Origin of the sequence: Oligella sp. HMSC05A10 (assembly GCF_001808335.1) — a bacterium.
Classification (GTDB): domain Bacteria; phylum Pseudomonadota; class Gammaproteobacteria; order Burkholderiales; family Burkholderiaceae_B; genus Oligella; species Oligella urethralis.
Window position 1 is genome coordinate 16,706 of the sequence record NZ_KV792862.1, and the last position, 18,791, is coordinate 35,496.

Below are 18,791 nucleotides of genomic sequence, written 5' to 3' on the forward strand. Positions count from 1 at the left end.
GTTTGATGAAAAAAATTTTTAAGGCTAGTTTAGTTGCTTATGGTTTAAGTGCTTTATTCGGCGTCAATGCTGTCGCTGCTAATGAGCAGTTGAGTGTTGCCGCCACCCCAGTGCCGGCTGCGGAGATTCTCGAGTTTATGACGGCACAAATGGCGGAGCAGGGCGTGGATCTAAAGGTGCATGTCTTTACCGACTTTATCCAGCCTAATCAACAGGTGGTGGAAAAGCAAATTGATGTCAACTGCTTTCAGCATTTGCCGCACTTAGAGTCGTTTAATAAAAATGAGGGTCAGAATTTACAGCCCCAAGGCTACATGTATGTTTTGCCTTTAGGTGCTTATTCCACCAAGATTAGTTCGTTGGCTGAACTTAAAAAGGGCGCCACGGTAGCGATTCCCTCAGATACGACCAATGGTGCCAGAGCCTTATTGTTATTGCAAAAAGAGGGTTTAATTACGCTTAAGGATCCAGAGAATTTATTCGCCACTGCGCGTGATATTGCCGACAATCCCCAAAAATTAAAGTTTTTAGAATTAGAGGCGGCTACCATTCCTCGTGTGTTAAGCGATGTGGATTTAGCAGTGATCAATACCAATTATGCGCTGGATGCTGATTTAAATCCTAAACGTGATAGCTTATTTATGGAAGCGGCAGACTCTCCCTATGCCAATCTTTGCGCAAGTCGAGAAGATAATAAGGACAGCGCAGCCATTAAAAAGCTAAATCAGGTATGGCAAAGTGCTGAAACCGTGAAGTTTATTGAGGATAAGTATCAGGGTACGGTGATACCTGTTAAGGCGCCTTAAGCTTTAGCCTGTCTGCCTTCTTTTGTGGGACATCCGCTCATGCTGATAAGCTTATCAGTAGGTGAATTGCCAAGAATAGAAGTATTCAGGGTGTCACGACTAACTGACTATTGAGAGCCGATGGTGGCATAGACACCCTATTTTTAATAGACATTACCCCCTTATCAATCCTCTTTGCCTTTTCTCTGCGCCCTTGGATGGGCAGCATCATAAGCTTTAGCCAAATGTTGATAGTCTAAACGGGTGTAAATTTGTGTAGTGGAGATATTGCTGTGCCCTAACAGCTCTTGCACGGCCCGTAGGTCTTGTGCCGACTGCAGTAGATGACTAGCAAAGCTGTGTCGCATCATATGTGGGTGAATAGCACTGTCGGCGCCGGTTTTGAGCGCCATGGCCTTTAAGCGAAGTTGCACCGCCCGAGGGCTAATGCGACGACCTCTAGCACCTAAGAATAAGGCAGCCCTATCGCTTTCATTAGCCTGTGGTGTCAAGCTAGCCTCACGCATTGTCAACCAATGACGAATCGCCTCAGCAGCTTTTTCCCCTAGAGGAACAATGCGGGTTTTATTGCCTTTACCGACGACTTTAATCTCTTTTTCAGTCAAATCAATCCAACCGAGGGATTCATAACTCGCTGTTTTGACATAGTGGCAGTCAAGCTGCACTAATTCCGAGAGCCGTAAGCCACTGCTATAAAGCAATTCAAACATGGCCACATCGCATACATCCTTAGCCTCAGTGGCGTTGCTAAGCTGTTGACTACGGTCTAAAAAGGCGGTGGTCTGATCCACCGTCATCGCCTTGGGTAGCGGTCGAGGAACTTTGGGTGTCTTAAGGTGCGCTGCGGGGTTACTTTTAAGTTCAACCCGCTCGCTAAGCCATTGATAAAAAGAGCGCCAGGCCGCAACAATACGGGCGATGGAGCGAGGGCTGTAGCCGCTGGCATGCAAACGCGCCACTGCACGCCGTAGTAAGTCATGACTGAGCGCTTGGAGATTGTGCTCAGGATAAAGTGCTATCAAAGCCTTTAAATCCCGCCGATAAGCAGCTAAAGTATGCTCGGAGCAGCGACGTTGCTGCTGCATATAGTCGAGCCATTGATTTAACTGCTCACGGTTAAGCACCTGACTCATGCTATTTATCACTCACTAAAGGGAGTAAATAACCATAGCCGGCCGCTTCCATCTCGGCTTTAGGGATAAACTTTAAGGCAGCGCCGTTAATACAATAACGTAAGCCGCCACGATCGCGCGGACCGTCAGGAAAAACATGTCCTAAATGCGCGTCGGCAACGCGACTACGGGTTTCGATACGCTGCATATTATAGGAAGTATCCAGATGCTCGGTAATCACTTCTGGCACAATGGGCTTGGTAAAGGAGGGCCAACCGCAGCCGGAATCGTATTTATCGTCCGAACTAAAAAGAGGTTCACCGCTCACAATATCCACATAGATGCCCGCTTCAAATAAATGATCATAGGGGTGAGTAAAGGCACGCTCGGTGGCATTTTGTTGAGTCACCTGATAGGAAAGAGGACTTAGCGTTTTGCGTAGTTCCTCCTCCTTGGGTACATGATAGTCTGCAGGGTTCACTGTGATCGAGCTTTGTGCGTTATGCTCTTGCATGGCTTTGGTATTGCTGCCGTTTTGGAGATTCAATGGCGTTTTTTCCTCGGCTAATGGCTTATCAACTAGGTTTAAATCGATATGACAGTAGCCATTGGGGTTCTTAGCAAGATAGTCTTGATGATATTCCTCAGCCTCATCAAAAGCGATTAAGGGCTGATTTTCAACCACGATAGGGCGCTCCCATTTGCTTTGTTCACGTGCTAGCACGGCCGTAATGATGTCTTTATCGCTCGGCTCGCTGTAGTAAATACCAGTGCGGTATTGGGTGCCGCGGTCATTACCCTGACGATTTAAGCTGGTCGGATCGATGATGCGTAGGTAGTGACGTAAAATCGTTTCTAAGTCGATACGCTCAGGATCGTAGACCACCTTCACCGTTTCAGCGTGACCGGTGTTCATATAGATGACTTGCTCATAGGTCGGCTGGCGGGTTTTGCCGTTAGCATAGCCAGAGACGGCATTGACAACCCCAGGGATACGTTCAAAATACGCTTCCACGCCCCAAAAGCAGCCGCCTGCTAGATAGATTTCCTTTGTTTTCATAAGATTTGCCTTGTCCTTTTGTTGCTGTGCCGTGTCCTTACTCGGTCGATAAAAATCGGGGGTCTTGCGCTTAATTTCGTAGTCTTTATCCGCCACGAGCGCAAGTGCTTGCTCCTTGGTGATATGGCCTTTTATCACACGTTGTAAACGACCCTCAGCATCAATTAAGCCCCAGCTAGGATAAGCCGAGATACCGATGGCACGGGTCAGTTCACCACCATCATTCACAATTACCGGTAAATTGTCAAAATTAACCCCGCGGTACCATTGTCTAAATTCCTTGGGGCTTTGCTCATTCAAATAGCCGGGGGAGGCGAGGCTGATGATATTGACCCCAGCAAAATCGGGATCCAGCCGCCAGTCACGGGTTTCTTCAAGCGTAGCTAAGCATAGCGGGCACCAACTGGCCCAAAACTTCACCAAGCTTGGCTGACCTTTTTTAAGATAATCCGTCGCTGGTTTACCCTGGAAGTCTTTGAGCTTCGCAATGCGTTGACCTACATGCAGCTGGCTGCTTGCGCCGACGCTATGCGCTGAAAAACTAAAGAAACTGAGACTTAGAAATAACAAGGTGCTCAGAATACGAAAAAGTGTGTGCATGATAGTTCTCCACGTCCGCGTGCTGTCGAATCACCATCGGTCCCTTAGTAGAACTTGGGCGCGGCTGGATCTGGGCGGGTTTTAAAACGTCTATGTACCCAGTAGTATTGACTCGGATCACGCAGGATGAGCTTTTCAATTAATTGATTAATAAAAAGGGTTGCTTCTTCGACTGATTGCTCCCCGGGAAAGTTCAGCAAAGGCGCTAATACTTCAACTTCATAATGACCGCTTTGTGGATCCCAATGGCTATAAATAGGGATAATGGTGGCTCCCCATTTCTCTGCCAGTACAGCGGTGGTGGGTAGGGTGGCGACAGGGATATCGAAAAAGGGCACAAAAATACTGCCTTTACGGCCAAAGTCCATGTCCGGTAAGTAGTACACGGGAAAGCCTTGCTTTAGGTAGCGTAACATGCCCCGCACACCCTCTTTGCGCTCAATCATATGCACCTTATTAAAGCGGGCACGACCATCACGGATAATGGCATCAATATGCGGGTTGCGCTGTGCTGAATAAATGGTTGCGCTCTCCGGCACAATCATGGTCATGCGAGAAGCGGCCACATCTAATCCGATAAAATGCGGTGCTAAAAGAATAATCGACTCCTGATTATCCATGGCTTGTTGCAGGTAGTGAAAATTCTTCAGCTGAACTTGTGCTTTGATTTCTTCCTCTGGCCCATACCAAATAAACCCCCGGTCCACAATGCTTTGGCAAAGCGCACGAATATGTTGCTTTTGCCACTGGGCGCGCTCTGCTTCACTGGCCTTAGGAAAGCTTAATTCTAAATTTTTCTTAACAATCCTAATGCGTCGTCGCATCACCAAGGGTGCAATTAGACTTAAAAAAGCCCCCACACGTAAGCGATTTTTTAGAGAGAGTTGCCCTAAAAAATGAAATAACTGATTAAGTGCTTTATATTTAAAGGAATGTTTCATGAACACTGGAAATGCAGCGAATGGTCATCGTGCAAGGTTAAAAATAGCAGTATACAACAAGACGATTGATTAGATGCCAGCTGAATAAATTGCGCTGGATGTGCAAGCCTAAGTGAATAGCTAAGCCATGGCAGTTGGGGCGCTACCACCATGCCTCAGCACCAATCAAGTGATAAGAAAAGCGCAATCCGTTCACTCTCAGCGCTATGGCTTTGTCAATTGGTATACAATACCAAATTAATTTTCTACTGTTTTTTTAAAAAATATAAGGACGCTACTTAAAATGGCGCATAACGATTTTTTATTTACGTCAGAATCTGTTTCTGAAGGCCATCCGGATAAAGTTGCTGACCAAATTTCTGATGCCGTGCTGGATGCTATCTTAGCGCAGGATCCTAATGCACGTGTCGCCGCTGAGACGCTTTGTAGTACTGGTTTAGTGGTCTTGGCCGGGGAAATTACCACCACGGCGAATGTGGATTATCAAGCAGTGGCGCGTGAGACACTAAAGCGCATCGGCTACGATAACCCCGAATATGGTATAGATTATAAAACATGTGCAGTGCTGGTGGCCTATGACCGCCAGTCACCTGACATTGCCCAAGGCGTTGACCGCAGCGAGGAGAACATCCTCGATCAGGGGGCGGGTGACCAGGGCTTGATGTTCGGTTTTGCGTGTGATGAGACTGAGGATTTACTGCCGGCACCGATTTGGTATGCTCATCGCATTATGCAGCGCCAGAGTGAGCTACGCAAGGATGGTCGTCTCCCATGGTTACGCCCTGACGCTAAGGCACAGCTAACTTTCCGCTATATCGATGGTAAGCCAGCCGAAGTAGATACGGTCTTAGTGTCTACTCAACATCACCCGGATATCACGCAAGAAGCGCTTAAAGAGCAGGTTAAACGCGAGATTATTTTACCGAGTATCCCGGCTGAACTAATTACACCGGATACGAAGTTTATTGTTAACCCCACCGGTAAGTTTGTGATTGGTGGTCCTCAGGGGGATGCGGGTCTAACAGGTCGTAAAATCATCGTGGATACCTACGGCGGTGCATGCCCACATGGGGGTGGCGCTTTCTCTGGTAAGGATCCCTCTAAGGTCGACCGTTCTGCTGCTTATGCAGCGCGCTATGTCGCTAAAAATCTGGTGGCTGCCGGCTTGGCGCGCCAGTGCGAGGTACAAGTCAGCTATGCTATCGGTATTGCTGAGCCGATTAATATCACCGTCTATACTAAGGGTACCGGTGTGATGCCGGATGATGAGATTGCAAAGCTAGTGCGTAAGCACTTCGATCTCAGACCGCGCGGTATTGTCGAGATGCTTGATTTGCTACGTCCGATTTATAGCAAAACAGCTGCTTACGGTCACTTCGGTCGTAATGAGCCTGAGTTTACTTGGGAGGCCTTAGACCGTGTGCCTGCCTTAAAAGCAGAGCTCTAATATAATCTGCTATAATTATCAATTACTTAGGCTGACGAGGGGCGTTGCGACAGATTGATTATCTGCCAGGCTCGTCAGCACTAAACCATCTTATTATCCTAACGGCGCTCACCATATCTCTAGATTCAGAGTTGGTGGGCGTTTTTGTGTCTACTGACTCTCAATTTTATTTTTTAAAAAATTCTTAGGAGTATCAAATGGCCGATCAACTGAGTGCCAATATCAAGGCCCAGGACTATGTGATTAAGGATATTAGCTTAGCCGACTGGGGGCGTCGTGAATTATCCATTGCTGAAACAGAAATGCCGGGTTTAATGGCAACGCGTGAAGAATACGCAGCCAGTCAGCCACTAAAGGGTGCGCGTATTGCGGGTAGCTTACACATGACCATTCAGACCGGCGTGTTAATTGAAACTTTGGTTGCCTTAGGTGCCGAGGTGCGTTGGGCTTCGTGCAATATTTTTTCAACCCAAGACCATGCGGCTGCCGCGATTGCTGCTCAAAATATCCCGGTTTTTGCCATTAAGGGTGAGACCTTGGACGAGTATTGGGCTTATTGCCATGAAATCTTTAATTGGCCGGGCGGTGCCGATCAGCAGGCAAATATGATTCTAGACGACGGTGGCGATGCGACGCTGTTATTGCATTTAGGTGCTAAGGCCGAAAAGGACCCGTCGGTGTTGGATAATCCAAGCAGTGAAGAGGAAAAAGCCTTATTTGCTTCGATTAAAAAGAAATTAGCCGAGGACGCTTCTTGGTACTCAGTCCGCCTTGCTCAAATTAAGGGTGTGACCGAGGAAACGACTACTGGTGTTAATCGTCTTTATCAAATGTCTAAAAAGGGTGAGCTAGCCTTCCCAGCCATTAATGTGAATGACTCCGTAACCAAGTCTAAGTTCGATAATCTTTACGGCTGCCGTGAGTCCTTGGTCGACGGCATTAAGCGCGCAACCGATGTCATGATTGCCGGTAAAATCGCCGTGGTAGTTGGCTTTGGTGACGTCGGTAAGGGCTGCGCCCAAGCACTGCAAGCGCTAAGAGCCCAAGTATGGGTAACGGAAATTGACCCAATCTGCGCCCTGCAAGCCTCAATGGAGGGTTACAAAGTCGTGACCATGGAAGAAGCTGCCGCTAAAGCAGATATTTTTGTGACCGCTACCGGTAATTACCATGTGATTACGCGTGAGCATATGGAACAAATGAAAAACGAAGCGATTGTATGTAATATTGGCCACTTTGATAATGAAATCGATGTCGCTAGCTTAGAGTCGCTGGAGTGGGAAGAAATTAAACCGCAGGTGGATCATGTGATTTTCCCTGATGGTAAACGGATTATTCTACTCGCGCAGGGTCGCTTAGTAAATTTAGGGTGTGCTACCGGTCACCCATCCTTTGTGATGTCTGCTTCCTTTACCAACCAGACCATTGCGCAAATTGAGCTCTTTTGTCATGGTGATAAGTATGAAAATGGTCAAGTCTACGTGTTACCTAAGCATTTAGACGAAAAAGTGGCGCGCCTTCACTTACAAAAACTCGGCGTACAACTCACCACACTGAGCCAAGAGCAAGCCGACTATATCGGCGTGTCGGTGGACGGACCGTATAAGCCTAACCACTATCGTTACTAATGGTATAGGAAATTTTTTTTCTAAGCGTTCATACTATCAATGATTTAAGGTGATCCTGAGTGCTATGCAGTCGGGATCACTGCTTTAGAATTTTTTACTCAATCTGAGGATAGGAGCATACCATGGATTTTATTATTGTTTGGCTGTTAAATGCCTTTGCTTTGATGGCGGTAGCCTTTGTGCTAAAGGGCGTGCACGTTGAAAATTACTTCTCGGCCTTTATTGCTGCAGCCGTGTTGGCTTTGCTTAATACTTTGGTCAAACCGATTTTGGTGATTTTAACGATTCCCATCACCATCGTGACCTTGGGGCTGTTTTTATTGGTCATCAACGGTTTTTTATTTTGGTTAGGTAGTAAGTTTTTAAAAGGCTTTGAAGTACGAGGTGGGGTTGCCTTTTTCTTGGCGCCAATCCTATACTCCCTCTTTACTTCCATCCTCAGCTATATTTTTATGAGATAACAGCATGAATCGAATTGAGACTGAGGGCTCTCGTTTTTTTAGTTTGGAGTATTTCCCGCCGAGAGAGCAGAGCGCTCGTGAGCGACTGGTAGAAACGACCAAGCAGCTGCTTGAAATAGATCCGGACTATATCAGCGTGACCTATGGTGCGGGTGGTTCAACTCGTGAAGGCACGGAGGATACCGTGCAGATGGTGTCGAACTTAGGCTGTGAGGCGGTGCCACATTTAGCCTGTGTGGGCAGTCAGCCGGCGGCAATTAGGGAGATTCTCGATAGTTATCAGGCCAAAGGCATTCGCCGTATTGTGGCGTTGCGGGGGGATTTGCCCTCCGGTATGGGTTTGGCCGATTCACCCTTGCGTAATGCCGTGGATCTGGTGCGTTTGATTAGGGAGCATCGTGGCGATTGGTTTAGTATCAAGGTGGCCGCCTATCCAGAGATGCATCCCCAGGCGGAAAGCTTTGATGAGGATCTAGAGCATTTTGTGGCCAAGGTGAATGCTGGCGCCAATATGGCGATTACACAGTATTTTTATAATGCCGATGCCTATTGGGATTTTGTGGATAGAGCGCAGGCTAAGGGCGTAACCATCCCGATTGTGGCAGGAATTATGCCAATTACCAACTATAGCAAATTGGCGCGTTTCTCAAAAATGTGCGGTGCTGAAATCCCGCGCTGGATTGCTAAGCGCCTAGAGAGCTATGGGGATGATGTGCAATCAATTCGTGACTTTGGTCATGAAGTGGTGAGCAGGCTATGTGATGATCTACGTCGTGGTGGTGCGCCGGGCATACACTTCTATACGCTCAATCAAGCAGAGCCAGTATTGAAAATTTGCCGTGCCTTGCAAGCCCAGTAGTAAAAATTAAGCCCTTAGGTCGCTTGTCCTAAGGGCTTAATTGATTGATTAAAAACCGAGGGGTGCTTTATTAAGCTCGGAGAGCTTATCATTAATGGCAAAGATTCGACCGCGGATATCCTTGATGCCGACCGCTGCTAGACGGGCTGAATGCATTTCCAAATACTTCTGGGCATTGTGTCGGCTATCGAATAAATAAATCCCGCCCGCTGACTTATCGGCTTGGTTCTCAGTCCAGATTTTCCAGATTAAGCCCGGTTCATTATTAATTGACTTTGCTAAATCCTGCATCGCCGTATACATGGCCTTATCCCACGGTCCATCAAATGGAAAATCTACTTGCAAAATATAATTCATAACATCTCTCCGCTAGTTATCTAGTGTCAGACCTTAGTCTAAAGCCTATAGCACCATCGCCGCAATCCAGCCAAATACTAAGAGCGGGATATTAAAGTGAATAAAGGTCGGGATCACTGAATCGTAGATATGGTTATGCTGACCGTCCACATTTAAACCCATGGTAGGCCCGAGGGTTGAGTCTGAAGCGGGTGAACCCGCATCACCGAGGGCGCCGGCGGTACCAATTAAGGCGACGGTAGCAGCGGTTGAAAAGCCCATGGTTATGCAGATCGGCACATAAATTGCCGCAATAATGGGTAGGGTGGAAAAGGAGCTGCCAATACCCATGGTCACCAATAAACCAACCAATAACATCGCTAGTGCAGCCATGCCTTTATTACCGGCAAAGAGCTCAGCCGAGGCACTAACCAGGCTATTGATTTCGCCGGTGGTCTTCATCACTTCGGCAAAGCCCTGAGCAGAAATCATAATAAAACCAATCATTGCCATCATGCGTAGGCCGTCATTAAACACGGCATCAGCATCACGCCAGCTGATAACACCGAAGGCAATAAAGATGGTGAAGCCAATCATCGCACCCAATAGTAAGGAACCTGTGCTGAGTTGAATTGCAAAGGAACCAATAATGGCGATTAAGGCAATCAGATTGTTGTAGCGCTGGCTTTTATTGTTGCCACTTTCCTGCTTGTCATTACTGGTGTTAGTCAGAGGTTTATTTTCATAATGGCGTGGTTTACGGTAGCTAATAAAGAGCGCAACCAATAGACCAAAAGCCATTCCAAGGGCAGGGATTGACATCACGCTCATGACATTTAGACCAGAGGTGTCCATGCCGGCTTTATTGATATTACCTAAAAGAATTTGCTTTAAGAAAATCTCACCGAAACCGTAAGGCAGGTACATATAGGTCGTCACTAAGCCAAAGGTGAGTACGCAAGCAATCGCGCGACGGTCGATATTTAAGCGATTAAATACCATAATTAACGGTGGAATAATCAAAGGAATAAAGGCAATGTGAATCGGTACTAAGTTTTGGCTCATCACACCCATAATCGCCAGAATGGCAATTAGCAACCACTTAACCCGAGCACCGGCACTTTGCGTTTTATCTAAGCTCTCAATAACACGATTGGCAATGGCACGTGGTAAACCAGAGTAGGCAATCGCCATCGCAAACGCCCCAAGCATCACATAAGAGAGGGCGATTTGAGCGCCGTTAGCTAGACCGGTTTGAAAGGCTTCCAAGGTCGCTTTAAGACCTAGACCCGCTAGCAGTCCGCCTGATAAGGCACCGACTAATAAACTTAAAACAACGTGTACTCGAGCTAAGGATAGAATCAGCATAACAAGTACCGCGAGGACGACAGCATTCATGAACATACTCCGTGAGCGTGTAATTCAAATTGTAAAGCTTGAATCATAACGTAAGCAAAGAAAGCTGTGTTTTAAACTGACGTCTGTGGAGAAATTTTGTCAAAGGCGCTGCCAGAGTGACGGCAGTTGTGAGCACATTGGCGGCGAGGGATGCATTGCATCATTTGAATGGTGGTGAAGGGTGATATGAAGCACCCCTAGGGTGCTAGCAGTGAGAAGTTGAAAATAGCTATGGCTGCAGCGCAAAACTTGCGACTCGCCATGCTAGTAGCGTTGAAGATCAGACCCGATTCCAGGGGGCTAACATCAACAGTCTGGCTAAACCGCAGAACCCGGTTAGACCAGCGACTAATAAACCCGCACCGGCAAAGGCGCTTAAAATGTACCAAGCTGGATTAATCCATGTACCTAAAACAACGCCTAAAATTACCATCACACCCACAGCGATTTGAACTTGGCGCTGCAGCTCTAACGGTGCATTAGCGGCGACTTCCACAGGAAGACCTTGCTTTTGCCAGCTGTCAATACCACCCTCAAGAATGTAAAATGCCTTTGCTTGTTGCGCGGCGGCAGCTAGTTTATTTGCATTTGTGCGGGTACGCATACCGGATTGACATAAGAAAATCACAACGCGGTCAGCCGGTAGTTGGACGGTTGATAACTCGTCTACCGTGTGATTAATGGAGTCAGGAATATGGCGATTGCGATACTCAGCCGCTGAGCGAATATCAACTAAGATAGCGCCTTCTTTAACCAGTTGAGCAGCCTGTTCGGCAGTAATGAGTGCTAAAGTCATAGGTCAAATAAAAATAAATAAGGTTAATGGTGTCCTAGTGCGGACTAGGGACAAAAAATCTCCTTGAGCGAAGTCACGATCTTAAACACACGCTCATCGATAATACGATAGTTAAGCGTTTGCGCCTGGCGACGGTAATCAATCAAACCCTCTTTGCGCATAATCGCAATATGTTGGGATAAGGCGGATTGGCTAAGACTCGAATACTGATGAATCTGACCAACACTCATCTCAGCATTTTCAGCGAGTAGACAGAGAATTAATAGTCGATGCGGATTACCTAGGGTTTTGATAAAATCCGCAGCGTCTTTGGATAAAGTTTCTAAATCTTTGGCTTCAATGTTCATATTATCTTTTGCTATTTTAGTATATTGTGAAATAAAAAACAAGGTTAAAGGGAAAACTCCTAACAGCAACTCTAAATTATACTGTTTCTCAGGCTAATTCAGCGTCTTAACTGTCAATAGGATGCTTCAGTTTGTAAGCTTTTATAACCGCTTTAATACGCCAATCTGCGACTAAAGTATTAGGCTGGTTATAGTCACTACAGATTCTATCATTAGCAGCTGAAAAATTACAGAGCAGATAAAGCACTAAGCATGATTTTTCGCATGCTTAGTGTTTTTCTGAGATTGATTGTATGGCGGGGAGCCTGGGCTTAAATGAGTTTTTGTCTGAGCTTCATCGTTACCCACTCGCTCACGATCACTGTCGCAAAGATGACGATAAGAATCATCGTCACTTTAGGCCAAGCCAGTGTATTGAGGGCCGCATTTAGCTTTAAACCCATACCACCCGCACCGACTAGACCGAGTACGGTGGATTCACGGATATTAATATCCCAACGGAAAACGCAAATACCAGCTAGGGTAGGTGCGATTTGTGGAAACACACCCCATGTAATCACCTGAGATGGTTTGGCACCCGTGGCGACAATTGCTTCCACTGGTTCTTGACGAATTTCCTCAATCGCCTCATACAGCAATTTTCCAATAAAGCCGATCGAACGTAGTGCAATCGCAATGATGCCGGCTAGTACCCCGGGGCCTAAAATTGACACCAATAATAAAGCCCAAATTAATGAGTTAATCGAGCGTGAAGAGACGATAATCAGTAGCGCAAGGGGTCTTAATAGCGCTGCACTCGGTGTGGTGTTACGTGCTGCTAAAAAGGCCACAGGCACTGCCAAGATTGCGCCTAATAAGGTACCTAGGGTAGCGATATTTAAGGTCTCCCAGAGAGGCCACCAAAGCTCTTTCATGGACTGCCAGTTGGGCGGGAACATGCGACCACCAATATCCTGCATTTGCCGTGGCGCATCCATTACAAAGGCCCAAATCGTGTCTTTGGTCATTACTTGGAAGGTCCATAGCACAAAGGCAATGGTCACCAACCAAAGCATGAAGACAGTGGCATTTTGTACCGGAGTGCGCTTATGCCATTGGCGCATTGTTTGAGCATTAACACTTAAACTACTACTCATAACATTTTCCTACGAACAATACTGGAGCAGTATTCAGCAATCATGACGACCGCAATAATTAAGAGCAAAATCGCCGCAGCAGAGCTGTACTCATAGCGATCCATGGAGGTGCCCAAGGTACCACCAATACCGCCTGCACCGACAATACCAATGACCGCCGATTCGCGGAAATTAATATCGAGACGATACAGTGAGAGACCGACTAAGCGCGGCAGACATTGAGTCAATACGGCAAAGTCTAAGGTTTGTATGAAACTAGCACCCGTGGCTTCCATCGCTTCCAATTGAGAAGTTTGGATTTCTTCAATATCCTCTGCCAAGAGCTTGGCTAAAAAGCCGATAGTGGCAAAGCTTAGGGTTAGGAAACCCGCAAAAGCCCCAAAGCCAAATAAAGCCACCATAAAAATGGCCACGATAATTTCATTTAAGGTTCTGGAAATAGCGATAATGCCGCGGCATAATAGATAAATCCAGGTGGGGCTCAAGTTTTTTGCGGCACCGATGGCAATGGGAATAGAGATAATGATGCCGGCCGCGGTTGAGGTCAGCGCCATTGTTAAGCTTTCTACCATGCCTTGCCAAATATCGGCACTGCGGGTAGTGAAGTCAGGGCTTAAAAAGCCTTTAATAAAAATCCACGCACGTTCCCAACCTTGGCTTAAGCGGACCCAGTTAATCTCAAGGGAGCCGATACTTAAGGCCAAATAAATAACAGCCCCAAGCAGTAAGCCATAGCGAGTTAATGGATTACGAATAAAAGGTGGCTTTTTCCATTGGCTAGGATAGGCGGGCGGCATCAAGGAATTAGACGGATTATTCATCAATGTCAATCCTTTAAGCCGCAGAGACGGCAGCATCTTTTAGCGCCGTTGAGCTATCTTCGGTTTCAGAGTCAACGGTGCTTTGAGCAGCGATTTTCTTACAAATAGCGGTCCAGTCCTCATCGCCATAAATGGTACTGAGTACGGTGTCATTGAGCGCTTTAGCAGGCCCATCAAATACCACTGAACCAGCACGTAAACCGACGATGCGTGGCAAGAACTCGCTTGCTAGCACCACATCATGAATATTAATAATGGCAGCAAGGCCACGTTCACGACATAGTTCGATAATGAGACGCATGATTTGCCGCGAGGTCTTAGGGTCTAAGCTAGCAGTCGGTTCATCAATCAGTAATAGATCAGGGCGCTGAATTAAGGCGCGGGCAATACCGACACGTTGACGCTGACCGCCGGACAGCTCATCAGCACGGTTATTTTCTTTACCTTTTAGACCAACGCGGTCTAATAGTTCATAGGCTTCGCTAATATCCTCTGGGTTAAAACGACGAAACCAGCTATTCCAAAAGCCCATCTGTCCCAAGCGACCGGATAGGACATTTTCCATCACCGTTAGACGCTCAATCAAGGCATATTCTTGGAAGATCATGCCAATACGGCGACGTTCATGTCGCAGTTGCTTTTTGGATAATTTGTTGAGATCGTTACCTTGAAGCAAAATAGCGCCATTGCTGGGCTCGACTAAGCGATTAACACAACGGATAAGGGTTGATTTCCCTGCGCCTGAAGGTCCAATCAGGCCAATTACTTCACCTGATTGGACTTCAAGGTTGATCCCCTTAAGCACTGGTTCATTAGTGTTGTAGCGCTTTTCAAGGTCAACAAGTTTAAGCATTAATATACCTTTAAATTATTTGCAGTCGTAGCTGACGTTCATGGCGGCATCAATGTCACGCACAACTTTCCAGTGTTCTTTAAAGGAAATAGGCATGAATTTTTCCTGTGGTGGATTCACATGGTTAAATTCCTTAGCTAAGCCTGTACCTTCCCAATTAAAGTTGAAGAATGCAGCTTTTACTTTTTCAGCTAACTCTGGCTTTAAGTTATACACATAGCCATAGCCTGTGGTTGGGAATGACTGCGATTTATAGATAGATACGAGCTGATCAGCTTTTACAACATCACGCTCAAGCATACGAGATAAGACGGAGTTGGCAATGGCTGCAGCAGGGTAGTCTTTATTGGCAACACCTAAGATAGAGTTATCGTGCTTACCGCTAAATACGGGTTCAAAGTCTTTGCCGGCCTCCATCTTAAACTCTTGTTTTAATAGCGCTGAGGGTGCTTTATAACCAGAGTTGGAAGTTTCTGAGGTAAAGGCAAGTTTTTTGCCACGAATATCTTCTACTTTTTCAATGCCGCTACCAGGGTAGGTTAGGATTTCCATTTCATAGCCATAACGGTCGTCGTTAGAAGCCATCATGGCAAACGGTACAAAACCAGCGCAGTTAACAGCTAATGGGTTAGAGCCAGTGTTAAAGCCAGCGACGTGTAAACGACCAGCGCGCATCGCCTCTAATTGGGCTGCATTACTTTGTACTGGGAAGAATTGAACTTTTTTACCGGTTTCGGCAGCTAAGTGATCAATAAACTCTTTCCACACTTCAGCGTAAACAGCCGGATCCTCAACGGGTGTATAAGAAAATACTAAGGTCGCTGGGTCAATCCAATCTTTAGGATCGGTTGGCGCATCTGCCACTAAATCACCGTCTGCATCGGTAAAGCGTGAGTCGAGGGCGTGGCTGCTTAATGGTAAAACAGCAAGTAAGGTGGCTAGTGCCAGGTTTTTGAGGTTGAACATTCCATGTCCTTTTCAGTTGGTTGTAAGTAAAGTGTCGATTAATGACATGATGTTAGCAATGTATTATTTCAGTTTCATGAATGGAAACAGAGGAGTCGGGGAGCGTTCAGTGTCTTGATTCGAAACAGCAAGTTAAGGTTTTCGAATTTCAGCCGGCGTGCAGTGAAAATATTGTTTGAAAGCCTGAGTGAAATTAGAGACGTGCTTGTAACCGCATTCGTATGAGATTTCACTGATGCTGAGTGAGTTTTGCCTTTTATATGGTTTAGGAGTTTGGCTGCGCTATATACGTGAGGCGAAAACTTCGATATTGATATGATGGGAGATTAATTCAAAACGGCGTGAATTAACTCACGCCGTTGATTGCTTTATAAGGAATTAATAATCATGCAGCGTCTCTATGGTAGTGGCGCAAAGCATGCTCTTTACGACGTCCCTCGCTAAAGGCTGAGATTCGTTTCAAGTAACCAATGACGCGGGAACCGTAATCAATGTCCGTCGAGCCGCAATGGCTGCAAGTCTGTAAGGTACGCTTATCAATGTGATTGCAGCTATTACAAATAGTGATTTTGACGTTAATGCAAAAGTAATTGCAACCTGTGCGAGCAGCAATATCAAAGAGTGATTTATAACCCTGTTGGCTGAGTGCTTCATCTAGGTTTAAATGTAGTGCTGAGCCACCATCTAGGTAATCGACTAACTCGCTACCATGCAGTAAAAATTTATCTAGCGCATTAAGCCGTTCATCCTCGACCGGATAAAAATACGAGTTATAGCATTCGCGAGAAACTTTATAGCCGTCTTCGCTATCCCATTTGGCATTTTTAACACCTAAGTTTTCTGCTGGGACAAACTCCGTATTAAAGCGGACACCATAATGTGCCGATGCTTTTTTATTGGTTTCAAAAATTGTGTTTAAGCGGCTTTGTACAAAGTCAATATACTCGGGGTTATAGCTCGCTTTAATGCCTTGAGATTCTGCTGCCTCAACCATACCATTAATGCCAATCGTGAGGAACTGTTTGTCCATACTGATAAAACCGGCATCATAAACTGAGAGCATACCAGCTTTTAAATAGTCTTCCATTAATTGGCGGTAGGCGTATTGATAACGGTGGATTTTATCTATTTCAGTGGCAAGATCACGTCCATCTTGCTCTAGTCTATTCATATTAAGTGTGATGACGTTGATTGATCCGGTCGCAACACCACCTGCACCTAAGGTATAGGAAAAGGTGTGGTCTTCGATTTCGTTGCGTAAGCGGCAGCAAGAGGCTAATGAGTCTGGGTTGTCGGAGAGGTAAATAAAAAAGGAATTACCTTCTGATAGCTCCTTTGCCAAGTGTTCGGCAAAGCTTTGATCTTTGCATTGACCGTTTTCTGTTAGCATGGCCGCTGTTACGACGGGAAAGGTCAGAATAGATTTTGTGCGCTCTTGATTAAACCACGTTAGGAAAAAGTCCTGCAAGCGCGAGACACTTTCCCAAACCGGTTTGCTGAAATCTGGAAACACAAAGTTGCCGAACATGGCATCAAAGTAATATTTATCATAAATAGAGATATTCCAAAAAACACTTTGATAACCTCGTGCGGCAGCTGGTTGGTTGATACTATAAACAACATGCTGTAAGTGATTGGCTATTTCGTTGGAGTGTGTATCTAAGTAATTATCGCCATAATCTTGTCGAGCAAAATAGTCAAAATAGCTTAGAAACTCAACTGTGGCTACGGCACCGGCAAACTGTGCACTGATTGCGAAGACTAGATTGACAAATGAGCCACAAAAAGAATCTAAATGTTTTGGTGCTTTTGATTCACCGCCCAGTTTAGTTAAACCATCATGCAAAAATGGATAAAGCGTTACGGATACACAATAGGGCTTTAAGCTGGTTTCATCGTGCACATAAATCTCATGCGCTTCAATTTGGCGAATATATTCATCTGCCCATTCTTGGCCAAAAATCTGACTGATTTTTGCACTCACCTGTGCGCGATTAATTTGAATAAGAAAGTCTTTAAGTAGCTCACTTTCCATGGTAGCAATATTTTTATGGGTGACATTAGCATTGGCATCCATGGTTGAGCCGTCGGCCGCATTATGAGCGGCCATATAGTTCCGCATAAAATCGAGTTTAGCGCTGATTTGAGTGGGGCTGAGGCGTATCATTTTTAATATCCTTCCGATAAGTAGATGAGTGGGTAACTGACTATTTATGAAATAAGTGATTTAGGAGTGTGCCGTTTTTTAAATCGATAAAGCGTTGGTTAGTGCTTGATTGATCTAGGCCACCAAGTTCCGAAATCCATGGCCCAGTTTTTAAATAATCTAATAGCGGTAGTAATTGCGCGGGTACTTGCTCTTTTTCTAAACCAGTATATAAACAAGTTTTTAAATTAGCTTGGCGGGACAAGGCTAAATAGACTGTTAATTCATCAGGGAGCCATTCGCCGCCCATAAATAAAACACAAGAGATTAAGTTACGATATTGCTGCAAGCGTCGACTGAAATGTTCAATGCTTAATATCTCACCTGAGTTCGCTTTCCAAGTGTCAGCGCTATGACACCCTTTGCAACGTAGTGGGCAGCCTGTAAATTGATAGGCGAGTGATACTTCACCAGGCACCTCAATCCACACAACCTCCTCATGTTTGTATCTTAAATTCCTCATATCACTATATATTGTGGTTGTTTATAAAAAAATAACTATATGTAGTGTTTTAGTGATTATTACTAGGTGTATCGATAAAAACAAGCAAGGAAACTTTGGCTTGTTGACTCAGATCAAGATAAAATAAAAAGCCAGAAATAGACGAGATGATAAAAGTCTCAAAAGTACTTGTTTTGATTGAGAAAAAGGCTATACTAAAAGTGATTCGTGGATGATGTGTGTGTGTTTTTACACAACAATAATTCAGCCACAAAAGCTAATACGCTTGACAGCATAAAATATATAGCTCATAATTCATATCTTTCCCAGTTAAGGGAGCTAGGGATAACCCCTAGCGAAGCAAAGTATCAGTCAGATGCGGTAGCTTCAAAACAACACACTAAAATTTATTTTCAAATATTTTTTAAAAATGTGTTGACAAATAGATTTAGATGATTCATAATTTAAATCTTTGCTGCTTACGAAGCAGCGCTGATGACAACAAGCTAAGCGATCCGTTAGGATGGTTTAACTGGTTGAAATCAACCAAGTGTTCTTTAACAATTTAAACAACCG

18 protein-coding genes, 1 pseudogene and 1 riboswitch are annotated in these 18,791 nt (G+C 45.4%); of the genes and pseudogenes, 5 read left to right on the forward strand and 14 right to left on the reverse strand.

Translation table 11 applies throughout. The annotated features are described in order from the left end of the window. Positions 1–5 precede the first annotated feature (5 nt). Positions 6–806 carry a MetQ/NlpA family ABC transporter substrate-binding protein gene (locus tag HMPREF3144_RS02580; RefSeq protein ID WP_070476240.1) on the forward strand — a complete coding sequence of 267 codons (801 nt, stop codon included), beginning with the start codon at positions 6–8 and terminating at the stop codon, positions 804–806. Positions 807–970: 164 nt separating this feature from the next. On the opposite strand, the gene xerC is transcribed toward HMPREF3144_RS02580, so the two are convergent. The 3 genes from xerC to HMPREF3144_RS02595 are packed head-to-tail and all read right to left on the reverse strand — an operon-like array spanning position 971 to position 4,519. Further along, positions 971–1,939, reverse strand: a complete 969-nt coding sequence (gene xerC, locus HMPREF3144_RS02585; RefSeq protein ID WP_070476242.1) for a tyrosine recombinase XerC — start codon at positions 1,937–1,939, stop codon at positions 971–973. 1 nt (position 1,940) lies between these two features. Next, positions 1,941–3,578, reverse strand: coding sequence for a bifunctional peptide-methionine (S)-S-oxide reductase MsrA/peptide-methionine (R)-S-oxide reductase MsrB (gene msrAB, locus HMPREF3144_RS02590; RefSeq protein WP_070476244.1), 1,638 nt, complete (start codon positions 3,576–3,578; stop codon positions 1,941–1,943). 44 nt (positions 3,579–3,622) lie between these two features. Further along, positions 3,623–4,519 (reverse strand): lysophospholipid acyltransferase family protein, encoded by an 897-nt coding sequence (locus HMPREF3144_RS02595; RefSeq protein WP_070476246.1) that lies wholly within the window; start codon positions 4,517–4,519, stop codon positions 3,623–3,625. 283 nt (positions 4,520–4,802) lie between these two features. On the opposite strand from HMPREF3144_RS02595, the gene metK reads away from it, so the two are divergent. The 4 genes from metK to metF all read left to right on the forward strand — a co-directional run bounded on the left by metK (position 4,803) and on the right by metF (position 8,914). Next, on the forward strand, positions 4,803–5,966 hold the full coding sequence (gene metK, locus HMPREF3144_RS02600; RefSeq protein WP_070476248.1) for a methionine adenosyltransferase: 1,164 nt from the start codon (positions 4,803–4,805) through the stop codon (positions 5,964–5,966). Between the two features lie 30 nt (positions 5,967–5,996). Beyond that, positions 5,997–6,083, forward strand: a riboswitch (S-adenosyl-L-homocysteine riboswitch). Positions 6,084–6,163: 80 nt separating this feature from the next. Further along, positions 6,164–7,594: an adenosylhomocysteinase gene (gene ahcY / locus HMPREF3144_RS02605; protein WP_018027022.1), complete on the forward strand. Its 1,431-nt coding sequence runs from the start codon at positions 6,164–6,166 to the stop codon at positions 7,592–7,594. A gap of 122 nt (positions 7,595–7,716) precedes the next feature. Beyond that, positions 7,717–8,055 (forward strand): phage holin family protein, encoded by a 339-nt coding sequence (locus tag HMPREF3144_RS02610; protein WP_018027021.1) that lies wholly within the window; start codon positions 7,717–7,719, stop codon positions 8,053–8,055. A 4-nt stretch (positions 8,056–8,059) separates the two neighbouring features. Next, positions 8,060–8,914, forward strand: a complete 855-nt coding sequence (metF, locus tag HMPREF3144_RS02615; RefSeq protein ID WP_070476250.1) for a methylenetetrahydrofolate reductase [NAD(P)H] — start codon at positions 8,060–8,062, stop codon at positions 8,912–8,914. 48 nt (positions 8,915–8,962) lie between these two features. On the opposite strand, the gene HMPREF3144_RS02620 is transcribed toward metF, so the two are convergent. The 11 genes and pseudogenes from HMPREF3144_RS02620 to nrdG all read right to left on the reverse strand — a co-directional run bounded on the left by HMPREF3144_RS02620 (position 8,963) and on the right by nrdG (position 18,236). Further along, positions 8,963–9,271: a monooxygenase gene (locus tag HMPREF3144_RS02620; RefSeq protein WP_018027019.1), complete on the reverse strand. Its 309-nt coding sequence runs from the start codon at positions 9,269–9,271 to the stop codon at positions 8,963–8,965. Between the two features lie 45 nt (positions 9,272–9,316). After that, positions 9,317–10,648, reverse strand: a complete 1,332-nt coding sequence (locus HMPREF3144_RS02625) for a Na+/H+ antiporter family protein (protein ID WP_048767121.1) — start codon at positions 10,646–10,648, stop codon at positions 9,317–9,319. 280 nt (positions 10,649–10,928) lie between these two features. Then, positions 10,929–11,444 carry a rhodanese family protein gene (locus HMPREF3144_RS02630; RefSeq protein ID WP_070476254.1) on the reverse strand — a complete coding sequence of 172 codons (516 nt, stop codon included), beginning with the start codon at positions 11,442–11,444 and terminating at the stop codon, positions 10,929–10,931. Between the two features lie 44 nt (positions 11,445–11,488). Next, positions 11,489–11,791: an ArsR/SmtB family transcription factor gene (locus tag HMPREF3144_RS02635; protein WP_018027016.1), complete on the reverse strand. Its 303-nt coding sequence runs from the start codon at positions 11,789–11,791 to the stop codon at positions 11,489–11,491. A gap of 311 nt (positions 11,792–12,102) precedes the next feature. Then, positions 12,103–12,927 carry a phosphonate ABC transporter, permease protein PhnE gene (gene phnE, locus HMPREF3144_RS02640; RefSeq protein ID WP_036559250.1) on the reverse strand — a complete coding sequence of 275 codons (825 nt, stop codon included), beginning with the start codon at positions 12,925–12,927 and terminating at the stop codon, positions 12,103–12,105. Beyond that, positions 12,924–13,748 carry a phosphonate ABC transporter, permease protein PhnE gene (gene phnE, locus HMPREF3144_RS02645; protein ID WP_018027014.1) on the reverse strand — a complete coding sequence of 275 codons (825 nt, stop codon included), beginning with the start codon at positions 13,746–13,748 and terminating at the stop codon, positions 12,924–12,926. The genes phnE (HMPREF3144_RS02640) and phnE (HMPREF3144_RS02645) overlap by 4 nt, the downstream gene beginning before the upstream one ends. A gap of 13 nt (positions 13,749–13,761) precedes the next feature. Beyond that, the gene (gene phnC, locus HMPREF3144_RS02650; protein WP_018027013.1) at positions 13,762–14,601 is read right to left on the reverse strand and encodes a phosphonate ABC transporter ATP-binding protein; all 840 of its coding nucleotides are present in this window, start codon (positions 14,599–14,601) and stop codon (positions 13,762–13,764) included. Between the two features lie 15 nt (positions 14,602–14,616). Continuing rightward, positions 14,617–15,567 carry a phosphate/phosphite/phosphonate ABC transporter substrate-binding protein gene (gene phnD / locus HMPREF3144_RS02655; RefSeq protein WP_048767125.1) on the reverse strand — a complete coding sequence of 317 codons (951 nt, stop codon included), beginning with the start codon at positions 15,565–15,567 and terminating at the stop codon, positions 14,617–14,619. 132 nt (positions 15,568–15,699) lie between these two features. Continuing rightward, positions 15,700–15,807: pseudogene (locus HMPREF3144_RS11985) on the reverse strand (helix-turn-helix domain-containing protein); the annotation flags it as partial. 145 nt (positions 15,808–15,952) lie between these two features. Continuing rightward, entirely contained in the window at positions 15,953–17,734 is a 1,782-nt protein-coding gene (gene nrdD / locus HMPREF3144_RS02660; protein ID WP_070476256.1) for an anaerobic ribonucleoside-triphosphate reductase, read from the reverse strand. A gap of 40 nt (positions 17,735–17,774) precedes the next feature. After that, positions 17,775–18,236, reverse strand: coding sequence for an anaerobic ribonucleoside-triphosphate reductase activating protein (nrdG, locus tag HMPREF3144_RS02665; protein WP_070476258.1), 462 nt, complete (start codon positions 18,234–18,236; stop codon positions 17,775–17,777). Between the last annotated feature and the right edge of the window lie 555 nt (positions 18,237–18,791).